Raw genomic sequence first — 19,474 nt, 5'->3', positions numbered from 1 at the left:
ACTGTGGACAAGCAGCGAAAATATTGGTCAATCTGCTTTCTTTTCCCTAGAACTAGCACCCTGTCTCCTCCTTATGCTTTAATTTTCAGTCTGCAAAATTTCCATAATTCCCAAATAATTGGAAGGAGAAAGAAATATTGAAGCGGCAACCGGGTTACCATTGTAATAATGAATAATACAACATAAATCCAAGTACGTCTTAAAAACATGAAAGTATAATACAAAATATAACTCATTATATGTTTCTTTGTTAACTTCTGCTTCTCTTCTTTTCTTCCATTTCTAACAAATAATTCATTGATATATGAAGCAAATTCCACGCGGTTCAAATCGATTTCTCGCGCCTCTTTCGCCTTATCTTCGGCTTTTTCTAACTCCCCTATCTTAGCTAAACATTTCGTCATCATCAACATAGCATCCATATGCTCCGGTTGAATCGAAAGCAGATGTTCACAATCCTTAATGGCAGTGTCAAATTGGCTACGGTTATAATTTATACGAGCGCGATACAATAAAGCATCTGGATCATCCGCATCAATTAACAATACGTCGCTAAATGATTGCAGTGCACGTTCCTGATTTTCTGTACGTAAATAATAAATACCTTGCATACGTAACAACTCTGGATCCTTTTGATACATTGAATATGCACGAGTTAACACTTCATCTACGGCTTTTAGTTCGTTCGCTATAAGTTGCCTTTGTACTTCTTCTCGTAAATAAAAATACGTTTCGAAATCGAAATGATTGTCCTTCTCGAAAACGTCATAACGCATCCCCTTTAATCCGCTAATTCTCTCTAATAAAAACTGCACATTTTCTTCACCATATTCACTTTCCAAATCCTCTTTTTGCTCACTAAAACGGAAAACATTGTCGAGCAACACCCAAATTGAATGTGGAAAATAATAATGATATAAGAGGAACTCTATTAATTGATCTTGAAGTGCTGCTGCGTATTGAACATCCCATATCACATCAGAACGCAATAATTCTTCCCAGTTTTCCGATTCCATTCGTGCAAAGAAATCATCATAAAGTGCCTCAATCCTTTCCATAAATGAATAAACTGGGTGCTCTGCAATAACGGTAGTAGCGATTTCGGCGTTGCTGTCAATCCATGGAGAGATTATAGGCTCTCTATCATGCCCATCCATTTCTTCTAGTTGAACGAGCGGCTTGTCTTTCATTTGCTTCGCACTTTTAATCGCTTGATCGTATGCCTCTCTCAACCGTTGATACCCTTCTGGATCATCTTCTGGATGATGTATTTTTAAACGTTTTGCATAAGCTTTTTTTATAGCTGAAATATCATCGGTCGATTCAATCTCTAACGTACTCCAAATACTCATTAACGATTGATCCACCTTTCTATACTCTCGATATGTTCTTTTAAAATACTAGCGGCTTCTTTAATCTTTTTATCATTTTGTGTCATAAGTACACTTTCAAATTGTTGTAGCAATATAGCAATTTTTTTCCGTTCATCACCAAGAAATTCTTCATAAAGTCGTTCACCTTTTGCTAGAAGCAATCGATTTTCTTCTCGATCTCGTGGATGAATTTTAATGTCTCTCAATTCTAAAAGTCTAGACTCAATTTCTTCATCTGTAAGATTTCCAGCATTTTGTTGAATAACGACTCTTTTCTTCTCTCCAGTTGTTGTACTTATTACTTCAACTTCAAGAATACCGTTAATATCGTATGTATATCGGACATCAATAGACTCTTTCCCTGCAGGAGCTGGGGGTACTTTAATTTTGAGTTCCCCAAGTTTTAAATTGTTTACTACCATACGGTTTTCTCCCTGATACACATCTACAAGTATATATTGTTGCTTATCCATAATAGTATAAAGTCTTTCCACTCTACTTACAGGAATCGGTGTATTCCGCTCAATTATTGGGAGGAAATACCCAGACTCTTTCTTTCCATCACCTAATTCTTGAACAACACTTGTTCCTAAGGAATATGGACAAACATCGGTTAAGATAACTTCTTCTAACGCCTTATTTCGTTCTTTTAGAGCAACTTGAATTGCAGCACCTAAGGCAACCGTTTCATCGGGATTTATATTCGCATACGGCATACGTCCAAACATTTTAGAAATAACAGATTTGATAAGCGGCATTCTCGTCGCCCCACCAATTAAAATAACAGCATCTAAATCCTTCGGGTCCAGTGAGGCATCACGCAGTGCACGTTCTATAGGATAACGAAGTCGTAAAAGAAGTGGTGTTACGATTTTTTCAAATTCGCCTCTGTTAATACGAGTTTCGTATGTCTTATTATTTATCATAACCTTCATATTCGCAGCATGTTCATCACATAAAGTAAGCTTACAACGTTCTGCCTGTGTATAAATTAATGATAACGTTTTCGAATCAAGAGAATCGGAATCAAGTTGATGTGACTCAAGAAAAAAATTCATTAAACTTCTTGTGAAATCTTCGCCTCCAAGATAATTATCACCAGCGATTGATTTCACATCCATTATTCCTTCAAACAATTCCAAAATGGAGACATCGAAAGTACCCCCACCCAAATCAAATACAAGAAATTTTGTTTCTGACTCTTCTTGATATAATCCATATGCAATTGCAGCTGCTGTTGGTTCACTAATGAGGCGCTCAACCTTTAATCCAGCAATTTCTGCAGCTCGCTTTGTAGCTTTACGCTGTGCATCATTAAAATATGCAGGTACACTAATCACAGCACCCGTAACAACTTCATTTAAATAATCCTCTGCATCTTGTTTCAAGGATTTAATAACAAAAGATGAGAGTTCTTCAGAAGAAAAAGTATAAGTACCTAGTTCATATTTTTTCTCTGTTCCTATGAAACGTTTAAAAGTTGATGCTGTCAGTTGTGGATGAGTAATTAATCGTTCTTTTGCAATACGCCCTACTAAAATTTCACCACTCTCATCAACACTGACTACCGATGGTGTAAGAAATTCGCCAAGAACATTCGGAATAAGGGTCGCACCATCCTCCGACCAAGAGGCTACTAAACTATTCGTTGTTCCTAAATCAATTCCAATTGTTGCCATACTAATCCCCTCTCTTTTTTAACTATATTTTACTATATCATTAGAATTAGGAAAAGTATGTAAAAACAAGGAATTCCAAAGGGATAAAACATTATATTAGTTTAGTTAAACACAATCTTGTTACGTGTAACTACTCCTCCATATACGAATGTTGAACGCATATTCGTGTTATCGAAAGTCAGCCTAATAAACTACAGTTTCGTCTTTCTAAACGTAAAGAACCAAGTAAGTCCTCTCTATTCAATGAACTAAACACTCTACTTCCTTCCGATCTTCATGTTTTATATATTTATATACATTTAAACCATATGCTTGTACGACGAAGGAAAGTGACAATACAAATAGTTCTTTTAACACATCCTCTTCGTACTCATCGACCCAATCCTTTGTTTCTGCGCAAAAATTAAAAATCAATGTATAGAAACTTCCGCATTCAATTTCTGTTTTGCCTACACCTATTTCTCTTAATAGCTCTTTACATAATAACGAATGTCTATCAATAAAACGCGGAGAGTAATAAGCATAAATCATTTCACGGCACTTCTCCCTAATTATTTCCTCAAATTTAATATAGTATATTTTACTTTCAAAATTGAGCGCTCCTCTTGTTTTCCCACTATACTCCCGTAAAAAATCTTCAATTGTATCATATGTATAGCTTTCGTGCGTTTGATTCATATGTACTAGAATACCACTAGAGTTCACCATATATTTTGGGACTGATATGTAATAATATGCAATCCAAAAACAAAGCTTTGCTATTATCTCCTCTTTCTGCTCCTGCAAAAACTCGTCGAACAATTTTTTAAAAAATTGTTGAATCATGAGTATCCCTCCCTCATACATTTTAAATTTATTCCAATGTATTTTCTAATATGTAAATTTGATTTTTTAGCTTTATAAATTCAATTTTTCATCCCAAACAAAAAGATTGAATTTCCGTTATCAAACACGTAATATAGACTCTGATTCAAAAAAGAACGATTGAAATATATGAATAAAAGGAGGGTTTATATACAATTTTTCCTATTTTATAAGACTGAGAGGTTTTGTTATGTGGCGTAATAAAAACGTCTGGATTGTTCTAAGCGGTGAGTTTGTTGCAGGACTCGGTTTATGGCTCGGTATTCTTGGTAATCTAGAGTTCATGCAAAAACATATACCATCCGATTTTATGAAATCAATGATTATGTTTATTGGACTATTAGCAGGTGTTCTTGTTGGACCAATGGCTGGCCGAATGATTGATCAATATGAAAAGAAAAAAATCCTTCTATATGCAGGGTTTGGTCGCGTTATAAGCGTTGTTTTTATGTTTTTTGCTATTCAATATGAAAGTATTGCTTTTATGATTGCCTTTATGATTGCCATTCAAATTTCAGCTGCGTTTTATTTTCCTGCATTACAATCAGTTATTCCACTTATCGTTCGTGAACATGAGCTATTACAGATGAATGGTGTTCATATGAATATCGGGACAATTGCTCGTATCGTTGGTACATCCTTAGGTGGCGTTTTGCTTGTTATGATGAGTTTGCAATATATATACGCTTTTTCAATGATTGCATATGCACTATTATTTTTATCAACATTTCTATTACAATTTGAAGATCAAAAAAACAATACCCCAAATAAAAAAACAGAAAAAGACAACAGTTTTATGGAAGTATTCCGTATTTTAAAAGGAATTCCAATCGCATTTTGTGCACTTATTTTAAGCGTCATTCCCCTTTTATTCATTGGCGGTTTTAACTTGATGGTAATTAATATTAGTGAGATGCAACATGATACAACAATAAAAGGATTTATTTATACGATTGAAGGGATCGCATTTATGTTAGGAGCCTTCGTTATTAAACGTCTGTCCGAGTATTTCCCACCAGAAAAATTGCTATACTTCTTTGCGTTCTGTACTGCTTTTGCACATCTTTCACTGTTCTTTAGTGATGTAAATTGGATGGCACTTGTATCATTCGGGCTATTCGGATTTAGTGTCGGTTGCTTCTTTCCTATCATGTCGACAGTTTTTCAAACGAAAGTTGAAAAAAGCTATCACGGACGTCTTTTCTCATTCCGTAATATGTTTGAAAGGGTCATGTTCCAAATTGTCTTACTTGGAACGGGATTTTTCTTAGATACAATTGGATTGCAGTATATGGTGCTTATTTTCGGTGTCATTTCATTATTCATTATCCTTATGTCGTTATCAAAACAAAAGCAAACAACTAAAAATACTTCCAAAGTATCAAACATGTAAAATCCATCTCAACATTGAGATGGATTTTTTCTTATTGTAAGAGTTGTCCAAAGTCTCCGGTTGTTATACTCCCACTATTTGCTTCATCTGTATCGATATGCATATCTAATGCGTAAGTATCTTTTACACGAATTAGTACTTGATTAAAAACCAATCCTCTGTTTCCTTCTACTTTAACACTTACATATTGTCCATCTTTCACTTGAAAGGTATCAGCATCTTGAGGTGTCATATGTATATGACGCTCAGCGATGATTACGCCTTTTTCAATTTCTAAAGAGCCCTTTGGACCAATAAGAGTAATTCCTGGCGTTCCATCAATATTACCTGACGCTCGAATCGGAGCATCTACTCCTAACTTACGTGCATCTGTTTTTGAAATTTCAACCTGTGTAAACTTTCGGATAGGACCAAGAATACGGACTTTTGAGATTTCTGCCTTTTCAGTCTTAATCGTTACTGTTTCTTTTGCTGCAAATTCTCCTGGTTGTGAGAGTTCTTTTGCAACCACTAGCTCATATCCTTCCCCAAAAAGTTTTTCTAAATCTTCGTTTGTCAGATGGATATGCCGATTTGATACGCCGATTGGAATTTGTTTCACCTGAAACACCTCTTCATTATATAGTAGCATTCATACTCTTTAGTCTTTCCTTCTTTTTCTTTTTACACAACTACATTTTGAATTCTGGCTCAAAAGTGTTAAAATATAATTATGTGTTTTCAGAATAATAAAAGAATATAAAAAGTAGATCATTGAAAACACAGTTTTTTAGGAGGGGTTTTGATGACTTATACGTTAGCAACTAGAATGAAAGCATTCCAATCTTCTATATTTAGTGAACTAGCAGCTTATAAAAAAGAAAAAATTGCAGCAGGTCACAAAATGATTGATTTAAGTATCGGCAATCCAGATATGCCTCCTGCTGATATTGTAAGAGAAGCTATGGTACATACAGCAAGTGGAAAAGAAAATTACGGTTATACTTTATCAGGTATTCAAGAATTTCACGAATCCGTAACTGAATATTACGATAACAATCACCATGTTAAATTAGATCCAAACAATGAAGTTTTATTATTGATGGGTTCCCAAGATGGGCTCGTTCACTTGCCGATGGTTTTTGCAAATCCAGGTGATCTTATTTTAGTACCTGATCCTGGATATACAGCATATGAAACAGGTATTCAAATGGCAGGTGCAAAACCTTACTTCATGCCTTTAAAAAAAGAAAATGACTTTTTACCTAATTTACAAGACATTCCTGAGGAAATTGCTAAACAAGCAAAAATGATGATATTGAACTTCCCTGGAAATCCAGTTCCAGCAATGGCACATGAAGATTTCTTCAAAGAAGTTATTACCTTCGCGAAACAACACAAAATTATTGTGGTACATGATTTTGCCTATGCAGAATTTTATTACGATGGAAAGAAACCAATCAGTTTCTTATCTGTTCCTGGTGCCAAAGAAGTTGGTGTTGAAATTAATTCCTTATCCAAAAGCTATAGCTTAGCTGGTAGTCGCATTGGTTATATGATTGGAAATAAAGAAATTGTAGGTGCACTAACACAATTTAAATCAAATACAGACTACGGTGTGTTCTTGCCAATTCAAAAGGCAGCATCAGTTGCCTTACGTCACGGTGCCGACTTCTGCGCCAAAAATCGTATCATCTATCAAGAACGCAGAGATACTTTAGTCGATGGTTTTGCTTCTTTCGGATGGCATGTTGATAAACCTATTGGTAGTATGTTCGTATGGGCGGAAATACCAATAGGCTGGACTTCATTAGAATTTGCTTATGCATTGATGGATCGTGCGCATGTTGTTGTAACTCCTGGTCATGCTTTCGGACCACATGGTGAAGGTTTTGTGCGTATCGCACTTGTCCAAGATAAAGAAGTGTTACAACAAGTTGTTGAAAATATAAAAAAGAGTGGTATTTTTTCTCTTGAAAAAGCAGATGTATTAGTCAAAAATTAATTACAAATCCCCTGCTTGCTTTTAGCAGGGGTTATTATTTTCCCATTTAAAGATTAAAGATCGGAGACCTTTATGAATATCAAGAATATTAACGATATACTTCCTCATCGCTACCCATTTTTAATGATTGATAGAATCACAGACATTGAAGATGGAAGATCCGTTAAAGGATATAAGTTCATAACAAATAATGAATGGTTTATAACGGAGTCGCAAAATAACATGCCTCACTTGCTAATTGTAGAAGCACTTGCACAGCTTGGTGCGTTCGTAGGAACAAACAATTCTACTGGATTAGGATTTCTCTCTTCATTAGACGGTGTAACATTTAATGGAACCGCTACACCTGGTGACAAACTAGATTTGCAATATGAAGTTCTGCGAAACAAACGAGGATTTATTCTTGGAAAAGGAATTGCTTCTGTAAACGGTAAACCAATTGTTACAGTTGAAAAATTATTAGTTTACATTTCTTCATAAAGAGTCAATGATAGATGTTCATTATTATTACACAATGATAAGGGGTGCAAAAATGAAGAGCGCCGTCGGTATTGATGCTGGAGGAACACTAACAAAAATCGCTTATTTTGATGATGACAATGAATTGCATTTCGAAAAATTTTACTCACATGAGCAAAACAAAATTAAAGATTGGTTCAATAAAAATAAATATATAAATAGATTGTCTCTGACTGGTGGTAAAGCTGAACAGTTACAAACAACATTTCCAGAAAAATACAATATAGAGTATGTTGCAGAATTCGATGCCACACTTGCTGGTGTTCATTATCTCATTGACCAAGAAAAGCATTCCATAAACAACTTTATTTTAACGAATATCGGCACCGGTACGTCCATTCATTATGTCCATAACAACAAGTATATTCGCACTGGTGGAACAGGGATTGGCGGAGGAACTATCATGGGGCTATCAAAATTATTAACAGATATAGATTGTTTTGAAGAAGTCATTCAACATACAAAACTAGGATCTAGGCGGAATCTCGATATTACAGTTGGAGATATTTATAACGGCATTCTTTCCCCTATTGATAGTAATTTAACAGCCAGCAATTTTGGAAAAGCTGTTAGCAGTGAAGTGGATTATAACAAATCTGATTTACTTGCAACCCTTCAAGGTCTTGTCGGTGAAGTAGTTACTGCATTAAGCCTTCAATTTGCAGAAGCGAATGATGTAGCTCATATCATTTATATTGGATCTACCCTTTCAAACAATAAAAAACTACAAGAGATTATAGGTGATTATACCGTGTATCAAAATAAAAAACCTATCTTCTTGCAAGATCACGGTTTTTGCGGGGCTATTGGGGCCTTATTGCGTACAACAAAATAAATTTATTATTAACTTAGGAAGAGCTAGAGATCGACTTCACGGCTTAATTTAGCCTTTAATGTAACTTACATAATAAAAAGGGCCCCTGAATAAATATCATGTCATCCATTAATATTGTGGATGACATGATATTTCCCATATAATTGAAATACATTATGTAAAGGAGTGAAATTATGGATACTTCTGCGTTTTACTCTATTGTGATCATAGTTGCTGCGTTGGTCTTATGGCGTAGAACTAGAGCAATGTATCGTCCTATTAAAGGAAACGGGATCCGCATTCTCTTACCCATACTATTTTTGTTATTACCCTGCATTCCCATCATCTTAAATCCAAAAGCACATGCCTCAGGTTGGGAATTGATTTGTGCAGTTATCTTTGGGTTCCTTTTGTCAATTCCACTTATTTGGACCACTAACTATGAAATTCGATCCGATCAGCATATTTATGCTGTAAGAAACAAGAGCTTTATTATTACCTTTCTCATCGTACTTATTATCCGGTTTTTACTTCGTGATTATTTAAAATGGCTAGATCCAGAAACAAAAGCATCACTATTTATGACTGTAGCACTGGGATATATCTTACCTTGGAGAATTATCTCTTTCATCAAATTTCGTCAATTATACAAAAGTCGAATCCAAACGAACGACAATATTGACTTACGGTAACACTGAATACGTGCCCCTTCAGTACTTCTGAAAGGGCTTTCAAAGTTTTTTAAACCTAATTGGACTTACCATTAAGAGCGCGAGGATTAAAGTAATCCATGCATTGCTATATAAAAACAACCCCATTCCAGCTAATGGCAATCCAGCGGCTGGGATAGGTAATCCCTTAAAATATCCAATGGTTGGTTTAACGCTAAATTTAGCTAATCTTAAGGCACCCATCGTTGGAAAAAGGATAAATGCCAAAGAAGTTAAAATAGATGGTGCTGCTATCGAATGAAATAGAAGTGCAGGAGCAACTCCGAAACTAACAATGTCAGCTAAGGAATCCAATTCTACGCCGAATTCACTGTTCACTTTCAATTTTCTTGCAATCCTTCCATCAAGAAGGTCTAAAACAGCAGAAAAGAAAATAAAAATAGAGGCTGCTTCCAAAAGGCCACTCATATTCAAGGTAATTGAAAAAACACCACACAATAAATTTCCGATCGTAAATAAATTGGGTATAGCTTTTACTATGTGATTGAACAAGGTTGTCCCCCCTAAATTGATCAAACTTCCCATATATGTAGCATTTTCTATATATTCTTCTGTTATTCTTTAAAATAGATGACTACTGTACGCTAAGTAAATTTCGACAAGAGAAAAGTATCTAAGAAGGTTACAAACTTGAGGTTTATAAATTAAATACTGCATAATAAGCAGTATTTCTAAAGTGCGCTTAATCCCGACAACAGAGAGAATAAAATGATTTTCGTTTGTAGGTGAGATTAGCGTAACTGCTTCGCATGCCAATTTCACTCATACATCTTCTTCGTTAATAAAAGGATTTGAATGAGATTCTTGTAATGGTTCTTCTTGTGTGAGAACGTTTTGTTTAATGTGGATATTTTCATAAATACCCCGATATAAAAGCCTTTATTTTCGTAATATTATATACTATCTAAAGTAAAACGAGTGTTGTAGTAAAACTATTTTTGATGTGATAGTACATAAGGTCATATAGAGTTCTTCTAAATTGAACTACCCCCACCTACCGTTACGCGCTTGAGGTAGAGGTCTTCTCGCTAAATATGACAAAAAGTACACCACTCCCTAATAAGTGATGTACTAACAATTATATAATGTTACAGAGTAGCCTGTTTTCTATTGAACCTTTTCATTTTCTAACATATACGTATCTGTGGATACCGACTGCAAGAACGCATTCATTTCCCCTACAGAATAAATATATAACTCATGCATTGCACGTGTACAAGCAGTATAAAATAATTTCCGTTCACTTTCTCGGCTATATTTTTTCTTTGATGCATCATAGATGATAACCGCATCAAACTCTACCCCTTTCGATAAATACGATGGGATAATCAAAATACCTGTATCAAACGAACTCGTTTCTTTCTTAATGAGACGAACTTGTAATGATGTTTGAAGTGCAAGATAAGCTTCTTTACTTTCCTCAGCTGTTTTACAAATAACCGCAATTGTCTTATGACCTCTTTGCTTCAACTGCTCGATTTGATCCACAATCTTTTTATGATGCGCTTTTCCTTCTTTCACTTCCGTTATACTTGGTTGTTTACCGTCACGCTGAAACGGTTCAATTTCATGCCCATCTGTAATTAACTGCCTTGTAAATTCAATGATTTGTTTTGTAGAGCGATAACTACGCGTAAGTACGATTCTTTCACTCAGCTCTTCTCCATACAACGTACTTAACTGTGAAAATTCATTCTCTGATGCATGTTCATAAATGGTCTGATTAAAATCACCTAGTATTGTCATTTTTGTATGAGGGAATATTCGTTTTAAGAATGCATATTGAAATGCAGAATAATCCTGCGCTTCATCAATAAATATGTGCTGCACAGATGTATTTCTTTGCAACTCTTCCAGTTGATCTTTTAAATATAAATAAGGTGTTGCATCTTCATATGACATATAAAAATCTTGTATTTTTTCTATTGTTTCTTTACATATTTCATTCCATCTTTGCGGTAATTTACTTTCCTCTACAAGTTGCTTAGCAAACTGCGGATCTTTAAATATTTGTATATAAATTGCTGATGTATGAATAAATTGTAATTTTTTCACACGTCTTCGGAGTGGTTTAAAATGTTCTTTCACAACGATAGCCGCCAACATATTTTGTTCTCGTTCAAATTCATCAAACGCATCCTGGGAATATTCTTGCCTTTGCTGTAATTTCTGATGAACTTTTGCATATGTTTCCTTATCTAATAACTGTACTTCTTCTTCCACCCAAAGTTTTTTTCTCTCTATTTTTTCTTGTTCTTTCAGCTCTTTTAGTAGCCATTCAGAAATTAATTTTATTCGATTTGGAATCCGTATTGAAGAATCAAATTCATAAAACCGTTCTTTTATTTGTTCTTTGGAGATTAATACTTCTCCTCTAAATTTAATATCTTTAAATAACATACCTTCTCGTTTTAAGTAAGATATATACCGATCTACTACTTCAATAAAATCAGAACTTGCTTTATATCTAATTCCTTCTAATCGTGTTTCATAACTCTTTTCTTCCATTCTTGTCAGTACATATTCCATTTGTGTAAATGGATCTTCCAATTCAAACTTCTTATCAACATGACGCTCTAAGTATTCTTGGAATGTCGTTTGTTTCATATTGTCCTCACCAAGTTCCGGTAGCACTGTGGAAACATAACTATTAAACATCGAGTTGGGAGAAAAAAGAACGATTTGATCAGCGTGTAGAGAATCCCGATATCGATATAATAAATACGCGACACGCTGAAGTGCTGCCGATGTTTTACCGCTTCCCGCAGCTCCTTGCACAACAAGCAAACGACTTTTTTCATTCCGGATAATTTGGTTTTGTTCCTTTTGAATTGTTGAAACAATGCTTTTCATTTGTGTATTAGCGTTATTCCCTAATACTTCTTGCAGTAATTTATCACCAATCGTAACACCTGTATCAAACATACTTACAATTTGGCCATTCCGAATAACATATTGTCTTTTTAATGTCATTTCACCCGAAATCGTATCATTAGGTGCTTCGTATTTTGCTCTTCCTACAGAATAGTCATAATACAAACTTGATATAGGGGCTCGCCAATCATATACAAGAAATTGTTCTGTATTTTCATCGTAGAATGAGTGAACACCAAGATAAATAGCATCTTCACTTTTTTCACCGTCTTCTAAGAAATCTATCCTTCCAAAGTATGGGGACTGTTGTAATCTTTGTAGTCCTTTTAGTTTTTGATAAGCATGGCGATGACTTTGCTCTCGTTCGGATAATAACTCTGCTTGTTGTTTAATACTCGCTGCCGTTTCAATAGCCTCTTCTGTATTATCAACATTCACTGTTACATCGTCCCAAAAATGTTTTCGAATCTGGACAACATCTTTCATTGCTGCACTCGTATATCGCTCTAATGTATCAATATGATTTTTTATCTTTCCAACTACTTCTTTCAGACGATGTTGTTCCTGTTTCCATTCTTGATTTGTTTTTTCCATATCGCCACTCCTTATCAACTAATCGTTCTGATGCTCATTGTTTAATGCTATAACAAATTCAATAAAAAGTTTGACAAACAAGTAATCGATTTGTTATAATTAAATTGGATAATTATTGAGTTTTATATAAAAATAAACAATGAGCGTTTTTCCATTTTAACACATATATATGAAAAATCAATAAAAAGGAGATACAAATTTGTATCTCCTTTTTATTTTGGAAGTTCCACTTCAAATTCTATTATTGATTCTCCATCTTCCCCAATACGTTCAACACTTACTTTTTCAATTACACATTTTAAGTTGATACTTAAATCCGGTAGCTCCTCTGCTATTTCTTTTGCTATTTTTTCATTTTCTTTTCTCCCGACCGTCACATGCGGTATATAAGAAATATCGCTTCGGAAAAATGCCGCTAAAGGCCCTTTATATAACTTTTCATGTAATGTACTTACTTTTTCACTTCCCTTTTCAGTAAGTAAAAACAAGTACTCTCCTTCATTACTAATTCGATCTGTAAACTCGATTGCTATCGAATCAACCCCTTCTAGACTTTCAATAATGTGCTTTTTAAGTTCATCGTTAGTAACCATGCTTTCAAAAGGGAATACAAGTGTAATATGAGGATTAATCAGTCCGAATAAAGGATCATGTTTTTTTCTAACCACTTCAATTTCATCTATTTGCGCCTCATTTAGAAAAAGTAAAATAGTACGCATTTTCTATTCCTCCTTCAACAAAACCAAAAACAGCAATTTTATGAAACTGCACGAAATACTTTTCTAAACTTTATATAACAAGCAATTCTCCAAGGGATGATATAAGAAGCAGCAACAACATAAAACAATAAGCCTATTGTTCGCTGATCCAAATCGATTATATATTTCCTAGAAACATACCTTAAAACTACAATCCCTATAAAAGTAATGAGAAATGCTACACTTTTTTTCGTATATATATTCCCATCTTCTCTTCTCTCATAGTTTGTAAGTATAATAAGCGGAAGCGCAAAAAGAATCCCAAATAATATCGCAAAACTAATGTATAATACAGCTGGATGAATAGGACCAAAAAACATTAAAATTCCTGGTGATAAAAAAAGTAGTGGTAATAAAATTCGCTTTCCATTTCCCTTTATCGGTTTATGCATTGATCGATAACGTCTCCTTAAAATTAACATTGCAATACATAAAAATGAGGTTAATAGTGAAGAAGTATCCTCCATACATTGTCCCTTCTCTCCTAAAATATTTATCTAACAATCATTTATATCATTTGCTCAAAGGAAACTTTACGAATAAGTATACTACTAACTATGATATAGACTACAGTTAATCCCATTGAAATCATAATAAAATATGGTACGTCTATTAAGGTTTCACTATTTATAAACATGAAACTTCTTATCCCTACTTCTCCATAGAGCACACTCGTTACCCCTAAGAAAATCGTCCCCCCTACAGCAAGACCAATCCACTGAAATCGTTGTTTAAAAATAACTACTACTTGAAAAAAACTCGCTATTGTAACGTAGAATAAAAACTGTGCAAAAAATCCCCCTAGTGAATGCCCCCCTATACGAGCGCTTTCTGAACTATATACTATATTCTGTAAAAAAATCAATTGAAGAGATGAAAATACTGCGGCTTGTAATGTTATATAACAAACTGCCCCAACAAAAAATTGTAGTCTTGTTACCCCAAACGAAACAACTAAACGAAATACTTCATCCTGTATAATAAAAGTGCTTACTACTATAAAAAATGTAATTGCAATCGAAGGATTATTTAAAATATCCTGTAAAAATCCTACTTTTATTCCGTTTAAATCCGCTGCACTCGTTGTTCCTTTTATAAGTAACGCCACAATCCAAAATATAAGAATCGCTTTGTAATGAAATTTCATATGTAACTTCAATTGTTTCATTAGCATCATCATTTCACCTCATCATCTGTTATATAAATAAATAGTTTTTGTAGTGTTACGCTATCAATTTCTAATCCTTCTTTTTCAATAAATTGATAATCTTTAGTAGAAAACCCCTCCCATATAACAGCAATCTCCTTATTTCCATATACCTCTCGATGTACAACGTTTTTATTTATTAGAAATTCATCCACTTTATCTTTTCGGCCTGATATGCAATAGGCTTCCTGTAATAAATCTTCAACGGCTGATTGAACAACTACTTCTCCTCCTTTCAAAATCAGCACATCTTCCACAATATGCGCTACTTCTTCTACTAAGTGCGTTGATAAAATAATTGTTCGAGGGTGATTACCATAGTCTTCTAACAACATATTGTAAAATAATTCTCGGTGCGCCGCATCTAAACCGGTAGTCGGCTCATCAAAAATTGTAATAGGTGCCCTACTTACTAATCCCTTAATAATTCCAACAACATTCTGCATACCATGCGATAATTTATGATATTTTTCTTGTACATTAAGCCCAAATTTCCTCGTAAGTTCTTCAGCATAGGCTTGGTCCCAATTTTTATAAAACATGTTACATAGATTAAAAATCTCTTTCACCTTATAGTTTAAATAAACTTCTTCTTTCACTTTTACAAAACAAATATTTTGCAGCGCTTTCCTATTTTCAAAAACATTTTCATCAAATACGGATACACTTCCACTACTTGAAACGATCTGTCCAGAAAGAAGATGTAATAATGTCGTTTTCCCCGCCCCATTTCTACCGAGCAAACCGTATATTTTATGTTTTTCCATCGAAATCGTTACTGCATTTACAGCCGCTTTTCCCCTATATTTTTTCGATAAGTCTTTTGTTTCGAATGCAATCATGGTCATTCCCCCTCCTTCGTAATTTTTCGAATCATATTCATTAATTCTTCTTTTGAAATTTCAAGAACTTTTGCTTCTTCCCACACTTTAGGTAAAAATTCAGTCATAAAAGCATTTTGCCGTTTTTTTAATACAACTTCTTTTGCTCCCTTTGTAACAAACATTCCAATCCCTCTTTTTTTATATAAGATCCCTTCATCCACTAGTAAATTTACCCCTTTCGCTGCTGTAGCTGGATTGATTTGTAACATCTTAGCAAATTGATTTGTCGATGGGACTTGTTCTTCTTCAAGCAATATCCCCTTTAAAATATCAGCCTCAATTGTTTCCGCAATTTGTATGTATATTAACTTGTTCTGCTCAAGTGTTGGTTTCACGTTTTCACCACCTTAGGTTCATAGGTTCATTACTTATGTAATTAACCATATCACAGGAATATAGATTCATTCAATATTTTCCCATAATTTATTTCAAAAAAAGAAGTATCACACCTTACAGGATGATACTTCTCTAAAAACTATTTATAAAACGGTTGTATTTTCTATACATGCTTTCAAGTTCTTTTCATTTAAACCATTTTGACAGAAATTCAGCTTCATTCCCTTTAATAATTTTGTACGATCTACCACTTGTCCTAAATGATAACCTGTATGTTCCACTAAATGAAACAGATCATGCATGTCTATCCTACTCATTTCCTTACAAGCTTTAACATAACTTTTTTCCCATTCATCAAATGTCCTCTGTACAGTTTCACATAACATTTTTGGACTCAATTGCACAATCGGAAAGTATTCTTCAATCCCATTTTCAAAATGTATATTTGGATTCGAATAACGGCTACTATTCCTTTTTATATGCTCACAAATATGTAATACGATGCCACCAATTGAATTCGCTGAATCCTCTTGCTTCCATAATTCTTCTGCATGTAAGTGCCCAATTGTTTGAATTAGTTTAGATAAATAATGGTCGTACATTCGATGATAGGCAATCTTATAAAACAGCTCCATCTTTCTCTCCCTCCTGTCTCTTGATGAAAAAGATATGATCCTCTAAAATTGACTGATTTATCTCATCTCTAAATCCTATCATGAATCATACAATTCCTTTCAAAAATATACGCACTTTAATCAAAATTAAAAATTTTCATTTTTTATGTTTACAATTATCCATTAATTGTATATACTTACTAACGTAAGAAAAAAATTCTAAAAGGAGGTCGAATGAAATGATGAAATTAAAATTACATGTTGCACCTGTTTTACAATTAAATATTAGTTCGACCACCCTAATGGAGAATTGAAAATCGTTCGATATTTTCTTTAATTAACACATTCGCCACAGGAGGTCGTATGCTTACCTGTGGCTTTTTCATGCCCTGCCACAGGAGAACCGTATCCTTCTGTGGCTTTTTTGTGCGATCTTTTAAATCTCTGACACCATTTCTTTAAGAAAGGAGCAAATATTCAATGACTTTTCACGTACTGTTTTTCAGTATTACAATTCAACGAAAGCAATTATCTGAAGTCGAAATTGTGCATGATCAACACATTCAAAAAGCTATGAGTGATATAAAGGAGCGTCAAAGTCCTTACAGTAGTCACCTGTAATTCCTTTACGAAAGGAGGAATTCGTTAATGACTTTTCACATTTTCTTTTTTACGATTACTCTTCAAAAAAAATCTTTATCTGAAACTGATATTTTACGTAAACAACAATTAAAAGAGATTATGGACGAAGTAAAAGATCGCAAGAGTTCTTATTATAATCAAATGTATTAAAAAATAATTTTCAAAAGGAGCAATCATCTTATGAAATTTCGTGTATTCTTTTTAACCATTACCATTCATAAAAATCAATTTTCTGAAACTGAGATTTCACATGAACAGCAGATTCAAAAAATGATAAACGAAACAAAAGAACGTCAAGTTTCTTATTACAATCATATGTACTAAAAACTCATATAAATAGGAGGATTTACCTGATGAAATTCCAAGTATTCTTTTTAACTATCACAATTCACAAAAACAAAGTTTCTGAGTTCGAAATGTTACACGAACAACAAATTCAACACGCTATGAATGAAGTGAAAGAACGGCAACTTCCTTATTGCAGTCACCTATAATTCCTTTACGAAAGGAGGAATTCATTTATGAAATTTCATGTATTCTTTTTAACGATTACGATTCAAAAGAAGCGATTAACTGAAGCTGAAATTGTACAAAAAGAGCAATATAAAAAAGTTTCTGATGAAATTCGAGATCGTAGAAGCAAGTATTATACACATCTATAATGATGCAAATTTAAATATTATAAAAGGAGTGAATTAAGATGTTAATGGCGCGGTGTAAAAAAATGATTTGGATTATTGAGAGGGATTCCACATAGTTCGTTAACCTTTAAAAGGCCATATACTTCAAATAAGTATGCAAAAATCATACAATAAAAACGGCTAATTACATCTTAAAAACTAGGCGTTTTTATTATTATTTATATGTGTAAATTAACTTTAATCGTTATATATAACAAGGCAGCAATCCCCCTTCTTCAAATCTTTTTACATCACAATCAAAAAAAGATACATTGCTAAAAAGCAATGTATCTTTCTTGATTCTTATGAATTCTTTTTATTTCCGATTATTTCTTTTCATCTTAATCAATCTCACCAAGTTTGAAACAATCGTTTTCGTCACAGCGTAAACTGGTACTGCTAAAATCATTCCAATAATACCAGCGAAATTACCTACACCAAGGATTAACACAATGATTGTTAAAGGGTGTATATTTAATTTCGAACTCATAATACGCGGTGAAATAATATTACTTTCAAATTGCTGTACAATTGTTACGATACCAATTACCCAAACAGCTTGCATGGGCGATACAAATAATCCAACAATTACAGCTGGTGCCGCTCCAATAAATGGCCCTAAGTTCGGAATAATATTAGTAAATGCCGCTATAATCCCTAAAACGAAAGCATACGGCAAATCAATAATTATATATCCTACAAATGTAAATGCACCGACAAATAAACAAACGAGCGCTTGTCCCTGGATATAGGCAGACAACGTTTCGCCTGTTTCTTTTATAATATGAAGTCCTTCTTCACGATACGATTCTGGTAAAAAACCAACAGCTTTCCTTGGGAATGCATGACCATCTTTAAACATATAAAACAAAATAAACGGTACTGTAAAAATTACTAATGCAACGTTTGTAATAATACCAAACAAAGCCGTTGCACTCGACGTGATTGTATTTGGTATTTCTTTCAAATACTCCATTACATTTTTTTCAATCGTTTCAATTGATACATAATTTTGTGTAGCTAACCATTCAAATAGCCTATGATGAGATAATTCTTGTATGTATACTTTTCCCTCTTTGATATATGTTGGCATATTTTTCACTAAATCCATCAGCTGCTGTGAAATCGTCGGAACGACTACACCAATTGAGACTGCAGTTAGTGTAATGATAAAAACATATAACAACAATATCGCTAAATTTCTAGGAACCTTTTTCCCTTCTAAAAACACTAAAATGGGATTAAATATAAAGTATAAAAACAAAGCGATTAAAATTGGGAAAAATAAAGTTGAAATGAATATACCAATGGGTTGAAATAAAAATGATATTTTTGTGCAAATAAATATAATCCCTACAACCATTAGCACTTCCAATGTCCAAAAGTGCACTTTCAATTTCAAAAAAACAGCCTCCTTTAAATTAGCACTTCACTTTATTGTATCAAAACACTCATGAATTTTATACTCTATTTTCATCTTCAATGTTCCAAAATACTAATAAATACACTACAATAAGAATACATACAA

General features: G+C 33.7%; 23 protein-coding genes. 10 read left to right on the top strand and 13 right to left on the bottom strand.

Translation table 11 applies throughout. The features are described from left to right. Nucleotides 1–71: 71 nt before the first annotated feature. The 3 genes from CN288_RS10890 to CN288_RS10880 all read right to left on the bottom strand — a co-directional run bounded on the left by CN288_RS10890 (nucleotide 72) and on the right by CN288_RS10880 (nucleotide 3,877). Nucleotides 72–1,352: a J domain-containing protein gene (locus CN288_RS10890; RefSeq protein WP_098302262.1), complete on the bottom strand. Its 1,281-nt coding sequence runs from the start codon at nucleotides 1,350–1,352 to the stop codon at nucleotides 72–74. Then, a complete protein-coding gene (locus CN288_RS10885) occupies nucleotides 1,352–3,052 on the bottom strand; it encodes a molecular chaperone HscC (RefSeq protein WP_026591065.1) in 1,701 nt (566 codons plus the stop codon). Before CN288_RS10885 ends, CN288_RS10890 begins: the two co-directional genes overlap by 1 nt. Nucleotides 3,053–3,292: 240 nt before the next feature. Beyond that, nucleotides 3,293–3,877, bottom strand: coding sequence for a hypothetical protein (locus CN288_RS10880; RefSeq protein ID WP_026591066.1), 585 nt, complete (start codon nucleotides 3,875–3,877; stop codon nucleotides 3,293–3,295). A 229-nt stretch (nucleotides 3,878–4,106) separates the two neighbouring features. Between CN288_RS10880 and CN288_RS10875 the strand changes: the two genes are divergently transcribed. Further along, nucleotides 4,107–5,309: an MFS transporter gene (locus tag CN288_RS10875; RefSeq protein WP_026591067.1), complete on the top strand. Its 1,203-nt coding sequence runs from the start codon at nucleotides 4,107–4,109 to the stop codon at nucleotides 5,307–5,309. Nucleotides 5,310–5,340: 31 nt separating this feature from the next. Here the strand turns inward: CN288_RS10875 and pduL are convergent, their stop codons facing one another. Beyond that, the gene (gene pduL / locus CN288_RS10870; RefSeq protein ID WP_026591068.1) at nucleotides 5,341–5,910 is read right to left on the bottom strand and encodes a phosphate propanoyltransferase; all 570 of its coding nucleotides are present in this window, start codon (nucleotides 5,908–5,910) and stop codon (nucleotides 5,341–5,343) included. A 183-nt stretch (nucleotides 5,911–6,093) separates the two neighbouring features. Between pduL and CN288_RS10865 the strand changes: the two genes are divergently transcribed. From CN288_RS10865 to CN288_RS10850, 4 genes are all read left to right on the top strand, one after another. Next, entirely contained in the window at nucleotides 6,094–7,293 is a 1,200-nt protein-coding gene (locus CN288_RS10865; RefSeq protein WP_026591069.1) for an LL-diaminopimelate aminotransferase, read from the top strand. A gap of 72 nt (nucleotides 7,294–7,365) precedes the next feature. Continuing rightward, complete coding sequence (locus CN288_RS10860) at nucleotides 7,366–7,773, top strand: 3-hydroxyacyl-ACP dehydratase FabZ family protein (protein ID WP_026591070.1); 408 nt, start codon at nucleotides 7,366–7,368, stop codon at nucleotides 7,771–7,773. Between the two features lie 52 nt (nucleotides 7,774–7,825). Further along, a complete protein-coding gene (gene coaW, locus CN288_RS10855) occupies nucleotides 7,826–8,647 on the top strand; it encodes a type II pantothenate kinase (RefSeq protein WP_026591071.1) in 822 nt (273 codons plus the stop codon). 173 nt (nucleotides 8,648–8,820) lie between these two features. Beyond that, nucleotides 8,821–9,318: a cytochrome c biogenesis protein CcdC gene (locus tag CN288_RS10850; protein ID WP_026591072.1), complete on the top strand. Its 498-nt coding sequence runs from the start codon at nucleotides 8,821–8,823 to the stop codon at nucleotides 9,316–9,318. Between the two features lie 39 nt (nucleotides 9,319–9,357). Here CN288_RS10850 and pssA read toward each other — a convergent pair whose 3' ends face one another. The 8 genes from pssA to CN288_RS10805 form a co-directional block, all read right to left on the bottom strand. Next, entirely contained in the window at nucleotides 9,358–9,849 is a 492-nt protein-coding gene (pssA, locus tag CN288_RS10845; RefSeq protein WP_090689808.1) for a CDP-diacylglycerol--serine O-phosphatidyltransferase, read from the bottom strand. A gap of 615 nt (nucleotides 9,850–10,464) precedes the next feature. Continuing rightward, nucleotides 10,465–12,825 carry an RNA polymerase recycling motor HelD gene (gene helD, locus CN288_RS10835; protein ID WP_026591074.1) on the bottom strand — a complete coding sequence of 787 codons (2,361 nt, stop codon included), beginning with the start codon at nucleotides 12,823–12,825 and terminating at the stop codon, nucleotides 10,465–10,467. A 212-nt stretch (nucleotides 12,826–13,037) separates the two neighbouring features. After that, nucleotides 13,038–13,544 carry a 2'-5' RNA ligase family protein gene (locus CN288_RS10830; protein WP_026591075.1) on the bottom strand — a complete coding sequence of 169 codons (507 nt, stop codon included), beginning with the start codon at nucleotides 13,542–13,544 and terminating at the stop codon, nucleotides 13,038–13,040. A gap of 38 nt (nucleotides 13,545–13,582) precedes the next feature. Continuing rightward, entirely contained in the window at nucleotides 13,583–14,050 is a 468-nt protein-coding gene (locus CN288_RS10825) for a CcdC family protein (RefSeq protein ID WP_026591076.1), read from the bottom strand. A 41-nt stretch (nucleotides 14,051–14,091) separates the two neighbouring features. After that, the gene (locus tag CN288_RS10820) at nucleotides 14,092–14,763 is read right to left on the bottom strand and encodes a DUF4052 family protein (protein WP_098302260.1); all 672 of its coding nucleotides are present in this window, start codon (nucleotides 14,761–14,763) and stop codon (nucleotides 14,092–14,094) included. After that, nucleotides 14,760–15,632: an ABC transporter ATP-binding protein gene (locus tag CN288_RS10815; RefSeq protein WP_026591078.1), complete on the bottom strand. Its 873-nt coding sequence runs from the start codon at nucleotides 15,630–15,632 to the stop codon at nucleotides 14,760–14,762. The genes CN288_RS10820 and CN288_RS10815 overlap by 4 nt, the downstream gene beginning before the upstream one ends. A gap of 2 nt (nucleotides 15,633–15,634) precedes the next feature. After that, nucleotides 15,635–16,009 carry a GntR family transcriptional regulator gene (locus tag CN288_RS10810; protein WP_026591079.1) on the bottom strand — a complete coding sequence of 125 codons (375 nt, stop codon included), beginning with the start codon at nucleotides 16,007–16,009 and terminating at the stop codon, nucleotides 15,635–15,637. A gap of 144 nt (nucleotides 16,010–16,153) precedes the next feature. After that, nucleotides 16,154–16,645 (bottom strand): hypothetical protein, encoded by a 492-nt coding sequence (locus tag CN288_RS10805; RefSeq protein WP_098302259.1) that lies wholly within the window; start codon nucleotides 16,643–16,645, stop codon nucleotides 16,154–16,156. 459 nt (nucleotides 16,646–17,104) lie between these two features. On the opposite strand from CN288_RS10805, the gene CN288_RS10800 reads away from it, so the two are divergent. Genes CN288_RS10800 through CN288_RS10780 form a run of 5 tightly spaced genes read left to right on the top strand, consistent with a single transcriptional unit; the run spans nucleotide 17,105 to nucleotide 17,928 of the window. Beyond that, nucleotides 17,105–17,245: a YrzI family small protein gene (locus tag CN288_RS10800; RefSeq protein ID WP_026591081.1), complete on the top strand. Its 141-nt coding sequence runs from the start codon at nucleotides 17,105–17,107 to the stop codon at nucleotides 17,243–17,245. Nucleotides 17,246–17,272: 27 nt separating this feature from the next. Further along, complete coding sequence (locus tag CN288_RS10795) at nucleotides 17,273–17,416, top strand: YrzI family small protein (RefSeq protein WP_090689822.1); 144 nt, start codon at nucleotides 17,273–17,275, stop codon at nucleotides 17,414–17,416. Nucleotides 17,417–17,446: 30 nt separating this feature from the next. Next, a complete protein-coding gene (locus CN288_RS10790) occupies nucleotides 17,447–17,590 on the top strand; it encodes a YrzI family small protein (RefSeq protein ID WP_026591083.1) in 144 nt (47 codons plus the stop codon). 29 nt (nucleotides 17,591–17,619) lie between these two features. Then, nucleotides 17,620–17,760, top strand: coding sequence for a YrzI family small protein (locus CN288_RS10785; RefSeq protein ID WP_026591084.1), 141 nt, complete (start codon nucleotides 17,620–17,622; stop codon nucleotides 17,758–17,760). A gap of 27 nt (nucleotides 17,761–17,787) precedes the next feature. Further along, a complete protein-coding gene (locus tag CN288_RS10780) occupies nucleotides 17,788–17,928 on the top strand; it encodes a YrzI family small protein (protein WP_026591085.1) in 141 nt (46 codons plus the stop codon). A gap of 334 nt (nucleotides 17,929–18,262) precedes the next feature. Here the strand turns inward: CN288_RS10780 and CN288_RS10775 are convergent, their stop codons facing one another. After that, nucleotides 18,263–19,348 (bottom strand): AI-2E family transporter, encoded by a 1,086-nt coding sequence (locus CN288_RS10775; RefSeq protein ID WP_098302258.1) that lies wholly within the window; start codon nucleotides 19,346–19,348, stop codon nucleotides 18,263–18,265. Between the last annotated feature and the right edge of the window lie 126 nt (nucleotides 19,349–19,474).

This window comes from Bacillus sp. AFS023182, from assembly GCF_002560575.1.
GTDB lineage: Bacteria > Bacillota > Bacilli > Bacillales > Bacillaceae_G > Bacillus_A > Bacillus_A arachidis.
This window is presented reverse-complemented; position numbering and strand designations above follow the sequence as displayed.